Annotated in this window: 13 protein-coding genes; 12 read left to right on the plus strand and 1 reads right to left on the minus strand. The window is 72.1% G+C overall.

All coding sequences use genetic code 11. The features are described from left to right. Positions 1 to 2: 2 nt before the first annotated feature. The 11 genes from ACFPIH_RS48080 to ACFPIH_RS48130 all read left to right on the plus strand — a co-directional run bounded on the left by ACFPIH_RS48080 (position 3) and on the right by ACFPIH_RS48130 (position 15,540). A complete protein-coding gene (locus ACFPIH_RS48080; RefSeq protein ID WP_381173234.1) occupies positions 3 to 974 on the plus strand; it encodes a carbohydrate ABC transporter permease in 972 nt (323 codons plus the stop codon). Position 975: 1 nt separating this feature from the next. Further along, positions 976 to 1,869: a carbohydrate ABC transporter permease gene (locus tag ACFPIH_RS48085; protein WP_381173236.1), complete on the plus strand. Its 894-nt coding sequence runs from the start codon at positions 976 to 978 to the stop codon at positions 1,867 to 1,869. 6 nt (positions 1,870 to 1,875) lie between these two features. Continuing rightward, the gene (locus ACFPIH_RS48090) at positions 1,876 to 3,141 is read left to right on the plus strand and encodes a 6-phospho-beta-glucosidase (RefSeq protein WP_381173238.1); all 1,266 of its coding nucleotides are present in this window, start codon (positions 1,876 to 1,878) and stop codon (positions 3,139 to 3,141) included. Beyond that, positions 3,132 to 4,103 carry an N-acetylglucosamine kinase gene (locus tag ACFPIH_RS48095; RefSeq protein ID WP_381173240.1) on the plus strand — a complete coding sequence of 324 codons (972 nt, stop codon included), beginning with the start codon at positions 3,132 to 3,134 and terminating at the stop codon, positions 4,101 to 4,103. Before ACFPIH_RS48090 ends, ACFPIH_RS48095 begins: the two co-directional genes overlap by 10 nt. Before the next feature lie 162 nt (positions 4,104 to 4,265). Beyond that, positions 4,266 to 5,633 (plus strand): hypothetical protein, encoded by a 1,368-nt coding sequence (locus ACFPIH_RS48100; protein WP_381173242.1) that lies wholly within the window; start codon positions 4,266 to 4,268, stop codon positions 5,631 to 5,633. A 14-nt stretch (positions 5,634 to 5,647) separates the two neighbouring features. Next, complete coding sequence (locus ACFPIH_RS48105; RefSeq protein ID WP_381173245.1) at positions 5,648 to 6,679, plus strand: glutamate ABC transporter substrate-binding protein; 1,032 nt, start codon at positions 5,648 to 5,650, stop codon at positions 6,677 to 6,679. A 78-nt stretch (positions 6,680 to 6,757) separates the two neighbouring features. Then, positions 6,758 to 8,083 (plus strand): hypothetical protein, encoded by a 1,326-nt coding sequence (locus ACFPIH_RS48110; RefSeq protein WP_381173248.1) that lies wholly within the window; start codon positions 6,758 to 6,760, stop codon positions 8,081 to 8,083. A 2-nt stretch (positions 8,084 to 8,085) separates the two neighbouring features. Continuing rightward, positions 8,086 to 10,545: a serine/threonine-protein kinase gene (locus tag ACFPIH_RS48115; RefSeq protein ID WP_381173250.1), complete on the plus strand. Its 2,460-nt coding sequence runs from the start codon at positions 8,086 to 8,088 to the stop codon at positions 10,543 to 10,545. A 3-nt stretch (positions 10,546 to 10,548) separates the two neighbouring features. After that, positions 10,549 to 11,985, plus strand: a complete 1,437-nt coding sequence (locus ACFPIH_RS48120; RefSeq protein WP_381173252.1) for a PP2C family protein-serine/threonine phosphatase — start codon at positions 10,549 to 10,551, stop codon at positions 11,983 to 11,985. Positions 11,986 to 12,080: 95 nt separating this feature from the next. Next, positions 12,081 to 13,427, plus strand: a complete 1,347-nt coding sequence (locus ACFPIH_RS48125) for a vWA domain-containing protein (RefSeq protein WP_381173254.1) — start codon at positions 12,081 to 12,083, stop codon at positions 13,425 to 13,427. 82 nt (positions 13,428 to 13,509) lie between these two features. After that, complete coding sequence (locus ACFPIH_RS48130) at positions 13,510 to 15,540, plus strand: FHA domain-containing protein (protein ID WP_381173256.1); 2,031 nt, start codon at positions 13,510 to 13,512, stop codon at positions 15,538 to 15,540. Positions 15,541 to 15,584: 44 nt separating this feature from the next. On the opposite strand, the gene ACFPIH_RS48135 is transcribed toward ACFPIH_RS48130, so the two are convergent. Continuing rightward, the gene (locus tag ACFPIH_RS48135; protein ID WP_381173258.1) at positions 15,585 to 16,586 is read right to left on the minus strand and encodes a methyltransferase domain-containing protein; all 1,002 of its coding nucleotides are present in this window, start codon (positions 16,584 to 16,586) and stop codon (positions 15,585 to 15,587) included. Between the two features lie 99 nt (positions 16,587 to 16,685). On the opposite strand from ACFPIH_RS48135, the gene ACFPIH_RS48140 reads away from it, so the two are divergent. Next, positions 16,686 to 17,099, plus strand: coding sequence for a globin (locus tag ACFPIH_RS48140; RefSeq protein WP_381173260.1), 414 nt, complete (start codon positions 16,686 to 16,688; stop codon positions 17,097 to 17,099). Positions 17,100 to 17,124 lie beyond the last annotated feature (25 nt).

Here is a 17,124-nt window from a genome sequence, read left to right on the forward strand (position 1 = left end):
CCATGACGGACACCCTCACGTTGCGGCCGGAGCGCCGGCGCTCCGGCCTCGCTGCGAAGCAGCGGAAACAGGCACTGCGCACCCTCGCCTTCCTCTCGCCCTGGCTGATCGGGTTCACGGTCTTCTTCGCGTACCCGATGATCTCGACCGTCTACTTCTCGTTCATGCACTACGACGGCTTCAAGCCGCCGACCTGGAGCGGGACGAAGAACTGGACGTACGTCTTCGAGTCCTACCCCTACTTCTGGCCCGCCCTGCGCAACACCCTGTGGCTGGTCGTGATCATGGTGACTCTGCGGGTCCTCTTCGGGCTCGGGATCGGCATGCTCATCACGAAGATCAAGACGGGTACGGGTGTCTTCCGCACCCTCTTCTACCTGCCCTACCTCGCCCCGCCGGTGGCCGCGACCATGGCGTTCGCGTTCCTCCTCAACCCCGGTACGGGACCGGTCAACTCCATCCTGGAGAAGATCGGCATCCCGGCTCCGGCCTGGTTCAACGACCCGAGCTGGTCCAAGCCCGCCCTCACCCTGCTCGCCCTGTGGGGCGTCGGCGACCTGATGGTCATCTTCATGGCCGCGCTGCTCGACGTACCGAGGGAGCAGTACGAGGCGGCCGAGCTGGACGGCGCGACGCCGTGGCAGCGCTTCCGTTACGTCACGCTCCCCAACATCTCCCCGATCATCATGTTCGCCGTCGTCACCGGCGTCATCGCGGCGATGCAGTACTACACGCAGCCACTTGTGGCCGGAAAGGTCGCCTCGGGCGTGATCCAGGGCGCGGGCACCAGTTTCGAGCCCGGCTACCCCGAGCATTCCACCCTCACCCTCCCCCAACTCGTCTACAACCTCGGCTTCCAGCGCTTCGACTACGGCTCCGCCTGTGTCGTCGCCCTGGTCCTGTTCGCCCTGTCGATGGCGTTCACCGCGCTGTTGATGCGGCGCAAGGGCGGCCTCATCCAGGCAGGTGACTGACATGGCTCAAGTACTGGACCGGCCGGTGGAGTTGAAGAGCCCCGCCTCGCCCGCCGAGCGCACCGCCCGGCGCAGGGCTCTCCTGGAGTGGATCGCGATCCACTCCCTCGGGGTCGCCGCCGCCCTCTTCTTCGTGCTCCCCTTCGTGTTCGTCTTCCTGACCTCCCTGATGAGCGACTCGCAGGCGCTCAGCCGCGACCTGATCCCGCACACCTGGGAATGGGCCAACTACCGGAAGGTCTTCGACACCCCCGGCTTCCTCACCTGGTGGAAGAACACCCTGATCTACGCGGGACTGGGAACAGTCCTCACAGTCGTCTCGTCGGTCCCCGTGGCGTACGCGCTGGCCAAGTTCCGCTTCCGGGGCCGGAACCTCTCGCTCATGCTGGTGATCTCGATGATGATGCTGCCTCCGCAGGTGGTCGTCATCCCGATGTACCTGTTCTGGGCGAAGCAGCTGGACCTGACGGGCACACTGTGGCCGATGATCATTCCGATGGCGTTCGGCGACGCGTTCTCGATCTTCCTGCTGCGCCAGTTCCTGATGACCATCCCCAACGAGTACGTGGACGCGGCGAAGGTGGACGGCTGCGGTGATCTGCGCACGCTGCTGAAGGTCATCCTGCCGATGGCGAAGCCCGGCATCGCCGCCATCGCCCTGTTCCAGTTCTTCAACGCCTGGAACGACTACTTCGGCCCGCAGATCTACGCCTCGGAGAACCCGGCGGCGTGGACCCTCTCCTACGGCCTGGAGTCCTTCAAGGGCGCGCGTCACACCGACTGGAACCTCACCATGGCGGCCACCGTGCTGGTCATGGCCCCCGTGATCCTCGTGTTCTTCTTCGCCCAGAAGGCGTTCGTCGAAGGTGTCACCCTCACCGGAGTAAAGGGTTAACCAGACATGAAACTCACCGTGGTCGGCGGCGGCTCGACCTACACCCCCGAACTGATCGACGGCTTCGCGCGGCTACGGGACTCCCTCCCCGTCGAGGAACTGGTCCTGGTCGACCCGGCCGCCGAACGCCTGGAGCTGGTGGGCGGGCTGGCGCGGCGCATCTTCGCCAAGCAGGCCCACCCCGGCCGGATCGTCACGACCTCCGACCTGGACGCGGCCGTGGACGGCGCCGACGCCGTCCTGCTCCAGCTGCGCATCGGCGGCCAGGCGGCCCGCCAGCAGGACGAGACCTGGCCCCTGGAGTGCGGCTGCGTCGGCCAGGAGACCACCGGCGCGGGCGGCCTGGCCAAGGCGCTGCGCACGGTCCCGGTCGTCCTGGACATCGCCGAACGCGTCCGCCGGGCCAACCCGGACGCCTGGATCATCGACTTCACCAACCCGGTCGGCATCGTCACCCGCGCCCTGCTCCAGGCCGGCCACAAGGCGATCGGCCTGTGCAACGTGGCGATCGGCCTCCAGCGCAAGTTCGCGGCCCTCCTGGACGTCACCCCGGCCGACGTCCACCTCGACCACGTGGGCCTCAACCACCTCACCTGGGAGACTGCGGTACGTCTTGGCGGCCCCGAGGGCGAGGACGTCCTGCCGCGACTCCTGGCCGACCACGGCGAGGCCATCGCCGCCGACCTGCGCCTGCCCCTCCCCCTCCTGGCCCGCCTGGGCGTCGTGCCGTCCTATTACCTGCGCTACTACTACGCCCACGACGAGGTCGTACGGGAACTCCGTACGAAGCCCTCGCGTGCCGCCGAAGTCGCGGCCATGGAGCAGCAGTTGCTGGAGATGTACGGCGACCCGGCGCTCGACGAGAAGCCCGCGCTGCTCGCCAAGCGGGGCGGCGCCTTCTACTCGGAGGCGGCCGTGGACCTCGCCGCCGCGCTGCTCACCGGCACCGGAAGCACCTACCAGGTGGTGAACACGTACAACAACGGCACGCTGCCCTTCCTCCCCGACGACGCGGTGATCGAGGTCCAGGCGGCCATCGGCCAGAAGGGCGCCTCCCCGCTCCCCGTGACCTCCGTGGACCCCCTCTACGCGGGCCTGACCGCGAATGTGACGACGTACGAGGACCTCGCCCTGGACGCGGCCCTGCGCGGCGGCCGGGACCGTGTCTTCCGCGCCCTGCTGGCCCACCCCCTGGTCGGCCAGTACGAGTACGCCGAGCAGCTCACCGACCGACTGATCGCACACAACCGGGAGCACCTCGCGTGGGCCTGACCGCAAGTGTCCTCGCCATCGACGCGGGCAACAGCAAGACCGACGTGGCGGTGGTGGCGGCCGACGGGCAGGTGCTCGGCACGGCGCGCGGCGGCGGCTTCCGGCCTCCCGCGGTCGGCGTCACCGCCGCGGTGGACGACCTCGCCGACACCGTCACGCGCGCGTACACCGCGGCCGGCGTGACCTCGGTGGCCCATGTCTCCGCCTGTCTCGCCAACGCCGATCTGCCGGTGGAGGAGGAGCAGTTGGCGGCGGCCCTGCACGCACGCGCGTGGGGCACGTCGGTGGACGTCCGCAACGACACCTTCGCGATCCTGCGGGCGGGCGTCCCCGACCCCCGGGGCGTGGCCGTGGTCTGCGGCGCCGGCATCAACTGCGTGGGCATGCGCCCGGACGGCCGCACCGCCCGCTTCCCCGCCCTGGGCCGCCTCTCCGGCGACTGGGGCGGGGGCTGGGGCCTGGCCGAGGAGGCGATCTGGCACGCGGCGCGGGCGGCCGACGGCAGAGGCCCGCACACGGCCCTCACCCGCACCCTCCCCGCCCACTTCGGCCTCTCCTCGGTCTACGGCCTGATCGAGGCGTTCCACCTGGAACACATCCCGGACATCCGCCGTCACGAACTGACCCCGGTCCTGTTCGCGACGGCGGCGGAGGGCGACCCGCTCGCCCGCAGGATCGTCGACCGCCTGGCCGAGGAGGTGGTGACCATGGCGACGGTGGCCCTGACCCGCCTGGAACTCCTGGAGGAGGAAACCCCGGTCCTCCTGGGCGGCGGCGTCCTCACGGCAGGACACGACCAGTTGGACGACGGCGTACGAACCCTCCTGGCGGAGAAGGCACCCAAGGCGGTGGCGAGGGTGGTAAAGGCGCGCCCGGTGCTGGGTGCCGCGCTGCTGGGCCTCGACAGACTGGGAGCAGGAGCGGAGGCACAGGACAGGACCAGGGAATTCTTCGAGAAATAACCTGACACGACACCCCCCGTGAAGGAACCGAACACCCGCCCAAAGCGTATTCAAGGGCAGAGGGTGACTGCGATCTGATCAAGATCCAGCCAAGCGGGTTCGCATTGTCACTCCCGCCCGCAATACTTGCGGCGAGAACGTGACCACGGGGGAGGTCAGAAAGTGGCAAACCCGCCAACGACCAGTACACTACCGCCGCCCACCCGCCGGACGGCCTTCGCCGAGGGCGTCGACAAGGCACGTGCGGCGGCCACCACCGAGCCCGGCCGGCTGCGGATCATCGGCGCCGTCCTCGCCGTCCTGGTCGTCGCGTTCGGCGCGGTCACCGCGTGGCAGGTGACCGACCGCGAGGCCGCCGCCGACGACGTGCTGCACAGGAGCCAGCCGCTGAGCGCGGCGGCGGCCGACATCTACCGTTCCCTCGCGGACGCCAACACGACCGCCTCCAGCGGCTTCCTGGCCGGCAGCACGGAGACGGCCGCGTCCCGGCAGCGCTACGAGGACGACATCGACAAGGCCGCGGCCAGGCTGGTCACCGCGGCCAACAACTCCGACCCCGGCTCCCCGTCCGCCGAGGCCATCACCAAGCTGAACAAGCTGCTCCCGGAGTACAAGGGCCTGGTCGAACAGGCCCGCACGTACAACCGGCAGGGCTTCCCCGTCGGCGGCGCCTATCTGCGGTACGCGAACGAGAAGATGCAGGGCGAGATGCTCCCGGCCGCGCAGGACCTGTACAAGAAGCAGAACCAGCGCCTGAAGGCCGACTACGGCGACGCGACGCCCTATCCGTGGGCGGCGATCGCGCTGGGCGTCCTCGTGCTGGCCGGCCTGGTCTGGGCGCAGCACCGCAACTACCGCCGTACGAACCGGGTCCTGAACCACGGCCTGGTCGCGGCCACGGCCTCCGTCACGGTCGTACTGCTGTGGCTGGTCGTCGGCCACAGCGTGGCCCGCGCGGGTCTGAACGACTCGTACGACAACGGCGTACGCTCGATGAACGTGCTGCAGGACGCGCGGATCGCCTCCCTCAAGGCGCGCGGCAACGAGAACCTGACCCTGGTGGCGCGCGGCGCCGAGACGGTGAAGGTGACGACCGACGGCAAGACGGAGACGGTCGACAAGTTCGACCACGACTTCGCCACCGACATCGGCACCCTCGGCAAGGGCCTCACCCTGGCGGCGAAGCTCGCCGACGACCAGGCGGGAGAGCGGCCGGTCGAGTCGGCGGAGAGCAACATGGCGGAGTGGAAGGAGCGCCACACCGCGGCCCGCGAGCAGGACGACTACGGCAACTACGAGCAGGCGCTGGCCATGGTGATCGGCGGCAAGGACGCGACCGGCGCGTGCTTCGACAGCGTCGACAAGAACCTGGACAACGCGCTCGGCCACGAGAAGGCCGAGTTCGCGCGGGCGGCCGGGGACGGCCTGGGCGCGTTCACGGGGCTGGCGGTCGGCGCAGCCGTACTCGCCGTCCTGGGCGCGGCCGGCGCGGTCCTCGGCATCGGCCGCAGGCTGTCGGAGTACCGGTGAGAGGGGGCGTGACGATGCTTGCGCGACGTGTGCGGGCCGGTCTCAGGGGCTGGGGCGGCGTAGGGGCGATGGCGGCCGTCTGCGCCCTCGCGCTGGCCTGCGTCCTGCTGCTGCCGCTGACCACCCGGTCGACCGGCGACGGCTCCACGGCCTCGGGCGGCCCCGGTGTCGCCGAGGGCAGCCAGGCGGCCGACGCCACCTGCACGGACCCGCAGAACCAGACGCTGTCGCCGTCCGGCGCGGACGGCGACACGATCGCCGCCATCAAGGCCCGGCAGGGCGAGAAGCGCAAGCTGATCGTCGGCGTCGACCAGAACAGCTACCGCTGGGGCTACCGCGACCCCAACAACACGGGCGCGGAGCTGGAGGGTTTCGACATCGACCTGGTGCACCGGATAGCGCAGGACATCCTCGGCGACCCGGACGCGGTCCAGTTCAAGGCCATCCCGACCAACCAGCGCATCCCGGCGATCCAGGAGAACCGGGTCGACATGGTGGTGCGCACGATGACGATCAGCTGCGAACGGCTGAACGATGTCGCGTTCTCCGCGCCCTATTTCAAGACCGGGCAGCAGGTCCTCGCCCCCAAGTCCTCGACGATCACCGGCTACAACGACACACTGGCGAAGAAGAAGGTGTGCACGGCTGCCAGTTCGACGGCCAACACCCAGCTGACCCGGGACCGCGACAAGGGCGTCATACCCAAGAGCGTCGACCTCACCACCGTCGTCCCCAATCAGCTGGACTGCCTGGTCCGGCTGCAACTCGGGGAGGTCGACGCGGTGGTCACCGACGGCGCGCTCGCGGCGAGCCAGGCCGCCCAGGACCCGACGGTCGAGCTCAAGGGCGCCCCGTTCACCACCGAGTTCTACGGCGTGGCGATGAAGAAGACGGCGAACGACCTGGTACGCCGGGTCAACCAGATCCTCGTGGAGTACCGCGCGAGCGGCTGGCAGACCTCGTACGACCGATGGCTGTCGGCGACACTGGGGAACGACGCGGCGACCTCGAAACCGCCCTCTCCCAAGTATCTCCGCAAGACCTGACGGGCAGACAGGCAAGCAGGCGGGCACACGCGACCGGAGAACGACCGAACGACCGACACAGCAGCGGAGAGGTGATCGATGGGCGTCACGGGAGCCCCCGGGCCGGTGATGGACCGGGACGAGGTGGACCGTGCGCTGGCGCGGCTCGGCGCGGAGCACGAGGCGATCGAGACCTCGCTCCTCGCCCTGCAGGACCACGCGGGCCGCAGGCTCCTCGAAGGCGCGCAGCTCACCGGGGTCACCAAGGAGCGCTGGGCGTCCGCGGAGGCGTCGATCACCCTGCTGTGGGCGTACTTCGACGCGTACGCGGACGCGTTGCGCTCCGCGCGGGAGATCCGTTCGCGCCGCCGCTGGTCCAGCCGTGAGGACCTGGTGGAGCTGACGGAGCTGCTGCGCGGTGAGTCCGTCACGGTGGCCGGCTCGACGACGGCCGCGGCGAACGCGCCGACGCTGATCGGCGCGAGCCGGCTCAGCGAGAGCTTCTCGCTGGCCGGTCTGGTCGACCGGATGAACGAGCTGTACGCCTCGTCGCTGGACATGGTGGTCGCCGCCGACGCGGTGTGGTCGGCGCTGCCCGCGCGGATAGATTTACTGGCCGCGGAGCTCCAGCGCACCCGCCGTCTCGCGCACTCCGTGGGCGTGCGGCCCGGCGAGCACCCGGCGGGCGACGACCTGGAGCGCATCACGTACACCCTCACGCACCTGCGTGAGCAGGTGGTGTCGGATCCACTGGCGTACTGGGTGCCCGCGCAGGGCAGTTCGGCGCCCGGCGGCGGACGCCCGGACACCACGGTGTACGACCGTGAGGCACGCGCGCTGGAGGACGTTCGGCGGGAGATCGACGCCGTGCTGACGGTCCGTCAGGATGCCGAGCAGCGGCTGCTGCGGCTGCGGGACGTCCTCAGCCGCGCGGACCGGACGCTCGCCGAGGCGCGCAACGCGCGCGGCGAGGTGCTCGCGAAGATCGCCGCGACCGAGGTGCCGGTCGTCGGCGGACCGCCGACCGTGCTCCAGGAGCAGCTGGCGACGGCCGCCGAGTACCGCAGACACGCGCAGTGGCACCGGCTGTCCCCGCTCCTGGAGTCCCTGGAGCAGAAGGCGGAGGACGAACTGCTGCGCGCCCGCGAGTCGTTGACGGCGGTCACCGCGCCGCTCGCGGTCCGCGCGGAGCTGCGCGGGCGCCTCGACGCGTACAAGGCGAAGGTCGCCCGGCACGGGCTCGCCGAGGACCGGTTCCTCATCGAGCGCTACGACGTGGCGCGCCGCATGCTGTGGAGCGCGCCCTGCGATCTGCGCGTCGCCGAACAGGCCGTCCTGCGCTACCAGCGGGCGGCGGCCGAACTGCTGGCCGCCCCGCGCGTGCCCGAGCAGGGCGGACCCGAGGACCACAGGGGGGAGCGGTAGCCATGAGTCAGGCAGGACAGTCGTGTCAGCGGCCGGGCTGCGAGGGGTCGTACGAGGACGTGGGCGGCGGCGAGCTGTACTGCGACACATGCGGGCTCGCCCCGGTGGTCTCCGCGAGCGGCGCGGCGGGCGGCGGCAGCGCGCGCTCCGCCCGTTCGGCGCGCTCGGCCCGCAGCTCCCGTACGTCGTCCCAGTCGGCGAAGTCGCGGCGCTCGGTGTCGGGGCGCCTCTCGCGCTCCGTGTCGGGCAAGTCGACGGGCCGCTCGGTGTCGGTGCGCAGCTCCGGTTCGACGGCCGGCTCCTCCGGGCGGGCCCGGCTCGGCGTCGGCCTGGTCACGGTGCCGCAGGTGCCGCGCCCCGACCCGCGCGCGATGGTCCTCGAGAACCCCGAGGTGCCCGAGCGCAAGCGGTTCTGCTCGCGCTCCGACTGCGGCGCGCCGGTGGGCCGTTCGCGCGGCGAGCGCGAGGGCCGCACGGAGGGCTTCTGCACCAAGTGCGGCAACCCGTACTCGTTCGTCCCGAAGCTGAAGTCCGGGGACGTCGTGCACGGCCAGTACGAGGTCGCGGGCTGTCTCGCGCACGGCGGCCTGGGCTGGATCTATCTGGCGGTGGACCGCGCGGTCTCCGACCGCTGGGTGGTCCTCAAGGGCCTCCTCGACACGGGCGACCAGGACGCGATGGCCGCCGCGATCTCCGAACGGCGTTTCCTCGCGGAGATCGAGCACTCCAACATCGTGCGGATCTACAACTTCGTCGAGCACCTCGACCAGCGCACCGGCTCCCTCGACGGCTACATCGTCATGGAGTACGTCGGCGGAAAGTCCCTCAAGGAGATCGCCAACGACCGCCGCACGGCCGAGGGCAAGCGGGACCCGCTGCCGGTCGAGCAGGCCTGCGCCTTCGGCATCGAGGCTCTCGAGGCGCTCGGTCACCTCCACAGCCGCAACGTGCTGTACTGCGACTTCAAGGTCGACAACGCGATCCAGACCGAGGACCAGCTCAAGCTGATCGACATGGGCGCGGTGCGCCGTATGGACGACGACGAGTCGGCCATCTACGGCACGGTCGGCTACCAGGCGCCCGAGGTCGCGGAGGTCGGCCCGTCGGTCGCCTCCGACCTCTACACGGTGGGCCGCACGCTCGCGGTGATGACGTTCGACTTCCAGGGCTACACGACCGTCTTCGCCGACTCCCTCCCCGACCCCGACAACATCGAGGTCTTCCGGCAGTACGAGTCGTTCTACCGGCTGCTGGTACGCGCCACCGACCCCGACCCGGCCCGCCGGTTCGCCTCCGCGCAGGAGATGGCCGAGCAGCTGACGGGTGTGCTGCGCGAGGTCGTCTCGCTGCAGAGCGGGCGGGCCCGCCCTGCGCTGTCCACGCTGTTCGGGCCCGAGGTGAAGGTCACCGACACGGAGCTGTTCCCCAGGCTGGACGGCGAGGTGTCGCGGCTGGGGACACGTATCGCCAAGTCGCCTGGGACCAACGGGAGTTCGGAGTCGGCGGCCGCTGTCTCCGCGGCGCTCGTGAAGACCGTCCCCGCGCCCGCCGCGGCCCTCGCGCTGCCCGTCCCGCATGTCGACCCCGGCGACCCCAACGCGGGCTTCCTGGCGGGCCTGCTGGCCTCCGCGCCGACCGAGCTGATCACGGCCCTCGGGGCGGTGCCGTCGTCGTCCGTGGAGACCCGGCTGCGGCAGGTCCGCGCCTGGCTGGAGAACGGCGACCACCAGGCCGCCCTGACCGCTCTGGGCACGCTGGAGGGCGAACGGCCCGACGACTGGCGGGTCGTCTGGTACAGAGGCCTGGCCGGGCTGGTCACCGGCGACCACGAGGGCGCCGCGCTCGCCTTCGACGCGATCTACGACGCCTTCCCGGGCGAGCCCGCGCCCAAGCTGGCGCTCGGCCTGTGCGCGGAGGTGCTCGGCCAGCTGGACAACGCGGCCGAGTACTACAAGTTGGTGTGGTCGACCGACCCGTCCTATGTGAGCGCGGCGTTCGGCCTCGCGCGCGTGCAGCTCGCGGCGGGGGACCGCGGGGCCGCCGTACGGACCCTGGAGTCGGTGCCGGAGTCGTCCATCCACTACACCGCCGCGCGCGTGGCCGCCGTCCGGGCCCGGCTTCGGCGGCGGACGGCCGCCGCCGACGACGTACCCTTCCAGGAGGATCTCACCGCCGGCGCGGCGCAGGTCGAGGCGCTGGACGCGTACGGGCTCGACCCGACCCGGCGGGAGCAGTTGTCGGCGGAAGTCCTCGGGTGCGCGCTGGACTGGATACTCTCCGGGGGCCAGGGTGCCGGTCCCGACACCCGACGGCCGCTGCTCGGCAGCGAACCGGACGAGCGGGGGCTGCGCTTCGGCCTGGAGCGCTCGTACCGCACGCTCGCCCGGCTGGCGACCGGCGGTGAGGAGAGGATCGACCTGGTGGAACGTGCCAACCGTTACCGCCCCCGGACGTGGGTGTAGTTGATGTACCAGATGCCCCGGCAGGCCGCACTGCCGACGTGTCCGAGCTGCGCGGAGCCGCTCGACGCGGGAGACCGCTACTGCGGTGCGTGCGGATACGACCTGACGGCCGTACCGCCCCGGCCGACCGATCACCCGACCCTGACGATGAACGGGTCGGGGGTGAGCCCGGTCGGCGCCGGCGGGCCGGCCGGTGTCCACGGTGTGCCCGGCTCCGCCGGGATCGCCGGCGCGGCCCTTCCGGTGCCCCCGCCCGGATCTCCGCACGCGTCGGTCCATGGTGTCCATGGTGTTCCCCTCCCCCCGCCCCCGGGCGTTCCGCTCCCCCCGTCTGCAGGTGCCGCCATGTCTTCGTCTCCGGGTGGCCCTGTGCCCCCGCCCCCCGGTGGGGCCGTTCCGCAGCCGGGCAGCCCCGGTTCCGCCGTCTCCGGTGTCCGGTTCGACCGGCCCCCGGAGCCCGAGGAGTACCCCCTACAGGCTCCGGATCCGCGGGTGGCCGCCGAGGCCGCAGCCGTCGCCGAGGCGGCGAAGGTGTGCGTGGCCTGCCGGGCCGGGCGGGTGGACGACGACGGCTACTGCGAGAACTGCGGGCACGCCCAGCCCCGTGAACGCGACCACATGGAGCTGGAGTCGGGCCCGCTGGCCGCCGTCAGCGACCGCGGTCTGCGCCACCACCGCAACGAGGACGCCTTCGGCCTCGGCCACACCGCGCTGCCCGACGGCACCCCCGCCCTCGTCGCGATCGTCTGCGACGGCGTGTCGTCGGCGACGCGCCCCGACGACGCCTCCACGGCCGCGGCCCGGGTGGCGAGCGAGTCCCTGCTGGCCGCCCTGCCGCACGGCACGCATCCGCAGCAGGCGATGCACGAGGCGATCGTCGCCGCCTCGCACGCCGTCAACGCGCTGGCCGACGAGCCCGCCACCGCCCGCGAGCACACCCCGCACCAGAACGCCCCCGCCTGCACACTGGTCGGCGCGGTCGTCACGTCCGGGCTGCTGGTCGTCGGCTGGGTCGGCGACAGCCGGGTCTACTGGGTCCCGGCCGACCGCGCCACGCCCCCGGCCCGGCTCACCGAGGACGACTCCTGGGCCGCCCAGATGGTCGCCGCGGGCCTGATGAGCGAGGCGGAGGCCTACGCCGACGAGCGCGCCCACGCCATCACCGGCTGGCTCGGCGCCGACGCGTACGAACTGGAGCCTCACACCGCTTCCTTCAAGCCGGACCGGCCTGGTGTGGTGGTGGTGTGCACCGACGGCCTGTGGAACTACGCGGAAGGAGCCGAGGAGATGGCGGAGGCCGTCCCCCTCGACGCCGCCGTACGGCCGCTGCACGGCGCGCGGGTCCTGGTCGGTCACGCGCTCGACGGCGGGGGCCACGACAACGTAACAGTGGCCGTTCTGCCGTTCCCGGCCCCCGCCCAGGGGGCAGGAAACGCCTGAGAACGACTCAGGGCGCCCAAACGGGGAAACAACGGGATCACGCCCGCGGACCGGAGGGGACCGGTCCGTATCCAGCGAGGGGGATTCGATCAGCCATGGCCAACTTCTCGAAGTCGAACGTGCCGCAGTTCTCGGTGGACGTCTACCAGAACGAGTACCTCCCGGAGGGCGGCCGTGAGGTCAACGCGATCGTCACGGTGACCGCCACCGGCGGCGGCACCACCGGCAGCGCGGTCGGCGCGCCGCATCTGTACGCGCCCGGCCAGGGCCCGTCCGCCGCCGTGGCGATCATGGTGGACTGCTCGGGCTCGATGGACTACCCGCCGACCAAGATGCGCAACGCCCGTGACGCCACGGCCGCCGCCATCGACACCCTGCGCGACGGCACGCACTTCGCGGTGGTCGGCGGCACGCACGTGGCCAAGGAGGTCTACCCGGGCGGAGGCCGCCTCGCGGTCGCCGACGCCGCCACCCGCGAGCAGGCCAAGCAGGCCCTGCGCCGGCTGAGCGCGGGCGGCGGCACCGCGATCGGCACCTGGCTGCGGCTGGCCGACCGGCTGCTGTCCACCGCCGGCGTCGGCATCCGGCACGGCATCCTGCTCACCGACGGCCGCAACGAGCACGAGTCGCCGACCGACCTCAAGGCCGCCCTCGACGACTGCGCGGGCCGGTTCACCTGTGACGCCCGCGGTGTGGGCACCGACTGGGAAGTGAAAGAAGTCACAGGGATCGCCTCCGCCCTGCTCGGCACCGCCGACATCGTCGCCGACCCGTCCGGTCTCGCCACCGACTTCACGCGCATGATGGAGACGGCCATGGGCAAGGAGGTCGCGGACGTCGCGCTGCGCCTGTGGACCCCGCAGGGCACCGCCGTCAAGTTCGTCAAGCAGGTCGCGCCGACGGTCGAGGAGCTGACCGACCGCCGTACGGAGGCGGGCCCGCGCGCGGGCGACTACCCCACGGGCTCCTGGGGCGACGAGTCCCGCGACTACCACGTGTGCGTCGAGGTCCCGGTGGCGAGCCTGGGCCAGGAGATGCTGGCCGCGCGCGTCTCACTGATCGTCCCGCAGCCGGACGGAAGCGTTCACAACCTGGGAGCGCAGGGCCTGGTCCGGGCCGTGTGGACCGACGACATGGCCGCCTCGACCTCGATCAATCCGCAGGTCGCGCACTACACGGGACAGGCCGAACTGGCAGAGGTCATCCAGCAGGGGCTGGACCTCCGCAAAGCGGGCGACATGGACGGAGCCACGGCCAAACTGGGCAGGGCCGTCCAGCTCGCGAGTGTCTCGGGGAACGCGGATACTGCGAAACTGCTTGCGAAGGTGGTGGACGTGGTCGATGCCACGACAGGTACTGTGCGACTGAAGGCGAAGGTCGCGGAGGCCGACGAGATGACTCTCGAGACGCGGTCCACAAAGACTGTTCGTGTAAAGAAGTAAAGACGTTGAAGAAGTAAAGACGTAACGAAGTGCCGTAAAGCCCCGATACGAGAACCCTGATACGAGAGGGGGACGCGCCGACATGCCGACCTGCCCGAACGGACACCAGTCGGGTTCCGACGACTGGTGCGAGGTCTGCGGTCACCGCATGGCCGGTGCCGTACCTCCGCCGCCGCCCCCGCCGCCTCCCGCAGCGAGCGGCTACGGCTACCCACCGCCGCCCCCGCAGGGGGGCCAGGGCGGTGGGCGGCACCTGTCCTCCGTACCGGGCTTCGAGCCGGAGCTCTGCCCGCAGTGCCGTACGCCCCGTGAGGGCGGTGCGCCGTTCTGCGAGGAGTGCCGGTGGAACTTCCTCACCAACACGGCGACCTCGTACACCCCGGCCGCCCCTCGCCCGCCGGCCTCCGGCCCGGGCGCGGGTCCGGGCGACCCCGGCGCCCGCTATCAGGCGCCGCCCCCGCCTCCGTCGTACGGCGGCGACTCCTCCTTCGACTACCAGAGCTCCCGCCCGTCCCAGGTGAACCGGCCGGCGGAGCCGATACCCCCGTTCGGCGCGGATCCCTCCGGGCCGTCGGGCCCGGGCGGCCAGGGGAGCGCCTCACCGTTCGGCCGCGAGCCTTCGCCCTCGGGAGGGCCCGGGGGGTTCGGGGGGCCGGCGGGGCCCGGGGGGCCAGGGGGTACGGCCGGTGGGCCCGGTGGCCTTGGCGGCCCCGGTGGTCCCGGTGGCCCGGGTGGTGCCAGTCGTGCGGACGTCTTCGGGCGTGAGCCTTCGGGGCCGGGCGGTACGGCTGCTGGCCAGGGCGGCGGTCCGGGTGGCCCGGGCGGTCCCGGTGCCTTCGGACGTGAACCTTCCGGACCGGGCGGTCCCGGTGGCGGTCCCGGTGCCTTCGGACGTGAGCCGTCGGGTCCTCCCGGTGGTCCCGGGGCGTCGGGGCAGGGTTCTCCCGGCGGCGGGTTCGGCCGTGAGCCCGGTGGCTACGGCGAGCCCGGTGGTGGCTACGGCGAGCCCGGCGGCTTCGGTGGCCCGGGGGGACGTGGTGGGTCTGGCGGGCCTGGTGGTTCCGGCGGGTCCGGTGGGCCTGGTGGTCGTCCCTCCCCCGACCCCTTCGGGCGTGAGCCTTCCGGTCCTCCTCCCGGCGATCCCTTCGGCCGCGAGCAGTCCGGTCCTCCTCCCGGCGATCCCTTCGGGCGCGAGCAGTCCGGTCCGTCGGGTCCGTTCGGTCCTTCCGGTCCTTCCGGGCCGGACCCGTTCCGACGCGACCCCTCCGAACCGTCCGCCGACCCCTTCGGCCGCGAGCAGTCCGGCCCAGGCGGCCGGCACGCCGGCCCGTCGGCCCCCGGTGGGCCTGCCGGTCCCGGCGGCCCCGGTGGTCCGGGCGCCTTCGGTGGTGACCCCTCCCGGTCGGCACCGAACCGCCCCGGTGGCCCGGGCATGCCCCAGGCACCCTCGGCCTTCCAGCCCTCCGGCCCGGGTGGCCCGGGTGGCGCCCCCGCGCCGACGCAGGTCCCGCCCGGCTACCCGCAGGAGACCCGTCGGCCACCGCAGGGCGGTCCGGGCTTCGGCGGCGCCGACGACGACTGGGTGATATCCCCGCCCTCCCACCAGGGCCAAGGCCAGGGTCAGGGTCAGGGCGGCGGCTACGGCTATCCGCAGACCGGTGCCACGCAGGCGCCGCCCCCGCCCGGCCCGGCGTTCCCGCAGCAGCCGGCGACCTGGATGGCCACCATAGGCCCGGACCGCGCGTACTTCATGGCGATGATGCATCGCTCGGGCCCGGAGGCGGCAGGCCTCAACCTGCCCGCGTACTCGCCCGAGCAGCAGCGCACGCTCACCGGCAACCAGGTCACCATCGGCCGCCGCCGGCACTCCACCGGCGAGACCCCCGACATAGACCTGTCGGTGCCGCCGGAGGACCCGGGCGTCTCGCACCAGCACGCCGTACTGGTCCAGCAGCCGGACGGCACCTGGGCGGTCGTCGACCAGAACTCCACCAACGGCACGACGGTCAACAACGGCGAGGAACCGATCCAGCCGTTCGTCCCGGTACCCCTCCAGGACGGCGACCGGGTCCACGTCGGCGCCTGGACGACGATCACGATCCGCCGCGGTTAGAAAGCACGGCGGGCGGGACGTACGGCGGGCGGGACGTACCGCGGTCAGAACGTACGGCGTTCGGAACCCGGCAGGGGCCAGGCGTACGGGCCCTCCGGGTCGTCCAGCCACGCCCAGGCGCGCTCGGGGCCGACCGTGACGCCGTAGCGCTGCCGGTCCGGCATGCCCTCGCGCTCCCACAGGGCGTACGCCTCCTGGGGTTCGAGGGTGTCCCGGCTCAGCGCCAGCAGGAAGCGGAACAGGTCGCTCTCCCGGGCCCGGTGCGGCACCCCGCCGAGCGCGACGGTCTCGGGCTCGGGCCGGCTCTCCCCGCGCAGGGGCACGAAGTAGGCGGGCGTGTGCAGGAACGGGCCCTCGGCGTGCTCGGGGTCCCGTACGGTCAGCGCGGCCAGTCCGGTGGCCAGCGGTGTCAGGATCAGCGCGCCGGGCCGGCACTGGGCGATCCAGGCCCGCGGGACCGACGCCAGCTGGCAGGTCGCGACGATCCGGTCGAAGGGCGCCCGCTCCGGCACCCCGCGGGCGCCGTCCCCGGTGACGACGGCCGGCCGGTACCCGGCGGCGGCGAGATGCGCCCGCGCCGACTCGGTGATCTCCGGATCCATGTCGACGGTGGTGACGTTCGCGTCGCCGAGCCGGTACGACAGCAGCGCCGCGTTGTAACCGGTTCCGGCGCCGATCTCCAGCACCCGGTCGCCGGGCCGGACGCGCAGCGCGGCCAGCATCAGCGCCATGAGGGAGGGCTGGCTGCTGGAGGAGATCAGCTCCCCGTCGCGCAGCCGGGTGGCCAGCGGGGTGTCCTCGTACGCGCCGCGCACCCACCGCTCCCGGATGCGCGGGTCGGGACTCTCGCCCCAGCACCGTTCGTATCCGGCGGAGCCGCTGACGTAGTAGTACGGCACGAAGAGGTGGCGCGGGACCGCCGCGAAGGCCGCCCGCCAGCCGGGGTCGCCGGCGAGGGCGCCGCTCGCGTCGATCCGGCGCAGCAGCCGCGCCCTCGCCGAGACGGCGAGAGCCTCCAGGTCGTTCCCGAGAGCGTGGGCGCCCATACCGTCCACTGTGCGGCGGAACCCGCCCGGAGGCGAGCGTGCCGGTCGCTTCCGGCCGTAGTCCTACGTCTTCCGGCCTCCGTCTCCCCGTCTGAGACCATGGGGGACGTGAAAGAGATTCGGCGCGGCACGCTTCAGGAGCAGACCTTCTACGAGCAGGTCGGTGGGGAGGAGACCTTCCGCCGGCTGGTGCACCGTTTCTACGAGGGGGTCGCCGAGGACCCGATCCTCAAGCCCATGTACCCCGAGGAGGACCTCGGCCCGGCGGAGGAGCGGCTCACGCTGTTCCTGATCCAGTACTGGGGCGGTCCGACGACGTACAGCGACAACCGCGGCCATCCTCGGCTGCGGATGCGGCACGCGCCGTTCGTGGTCGACCGGGCCGCGCACGACGCCTGGCTGAAGCACATGCGGGACGCGGTCGACGGACTCGGCCTGTCCGAGGAGCACGAGACGACGCTCTGGAACTACCTGACGTACGCGGCGGCGTCGATGGTGAACGCCCCGGAGTGAGCCGGTGTCGCGGTGTCGGAGGGGG

The sequence above is a fragment of the Streptomyces vulcanius genome (genome assembly GCF_042653945.1).
Taxonomy (GTDB): Bacteria; Actinomycetota; Actinomycetes; order Streptomycetales; family Streptomycetaceae; genus Streptomyces; species Streptomyces mangrovi.

What these genes read in the sequence shown, in the direction of transcription:
- ACFPIH_RS48080 (WP_381173234.1), top strand. Translation starts at nt 3, where the DNA reads ATGACGGACACCCTCACGTTGCGGCCGGAGCGCCGGCGCTCCGGCCTC.
- ACFPIH_RS48085 (WP_381173236.1), top strand. Translation starts at nt 976, where the DNA reads ATGGCTCAAGTACTGGACCGGCCGGTGGAGTTGAAGAGCCCCGCCTCG.
- ACFPIH_RS48090 (WP_381173238.1), top strand. Translation starts at nt 1,876, where the DNA reads ATGAAACTCACCGTGGTCGGCGGCGGCTCGACCTACACCCCCGAACTG.
- ACFPIH_RS48105 (WP_381173245.1), top strand. Translation starts at nt 5,648, where the DNA reads ATGCTTGCGCGACGTGTGCGGGCCGGTCTCAGGGGCTGGGGCGGCGTA.
- ACFPIH_RS48110 (WP_381173248.1), top strand. Translation starts at nt 6,758, where the DNA reads ATGGGCGTCACGGGAGCCCCCGGGCCGGTGATGGACCGGGACGAGGTG.
- ACFPIH_RS48115 (WP_381173250.1), top strand. Translation starts at nt 8,086, where the DNA reads ATGAGTCAGGCAGGACAGTCGTGTCAGCGGCCGGGCTGCGAGGGGTCG.
- ACFPIH_RS48120 (WP_381173252.1), top strand. Translation starts at nt 10,549, where the DNA reads ATGTACCAGATGCCCCGGCAGGCCGCACTGCCGACGTGTCCGAGCTGC.
- ACFPIH_RS48125 (WP_381173254.1), top strand. Translation starts at nt 12,081, where the DNA reads ATGGCCAACTTCTCGAAGTCGAACGTGCCGCAGTTCTCGGTGGACGTC.
- ACFPIH_RS48130 (WP_381173256.1), top strand. Translation starts at nt 13,510, where the DNA reads ATGCCGACCTGCCCGAACGGACACCAGTCGGGTTCCGACGACTGGTGC.
- ACFPIH_RS48135 (WP_381173258.1), bottom strand. Translation starts at nt 16,586, where the DNA reads ATGGGCGCCCACGCTCTCGGGAACGACCTGGAGGCTCTCGCCGTCTCG.
- ACFPIH_RS48140 (WP_381173260.1), top strand. Translation starts at nt 16,686, where the DNA reads ATGGGGGACGTGAAAGAGATTCGGCGCGGCACGCTTCAGGAGCAGACC.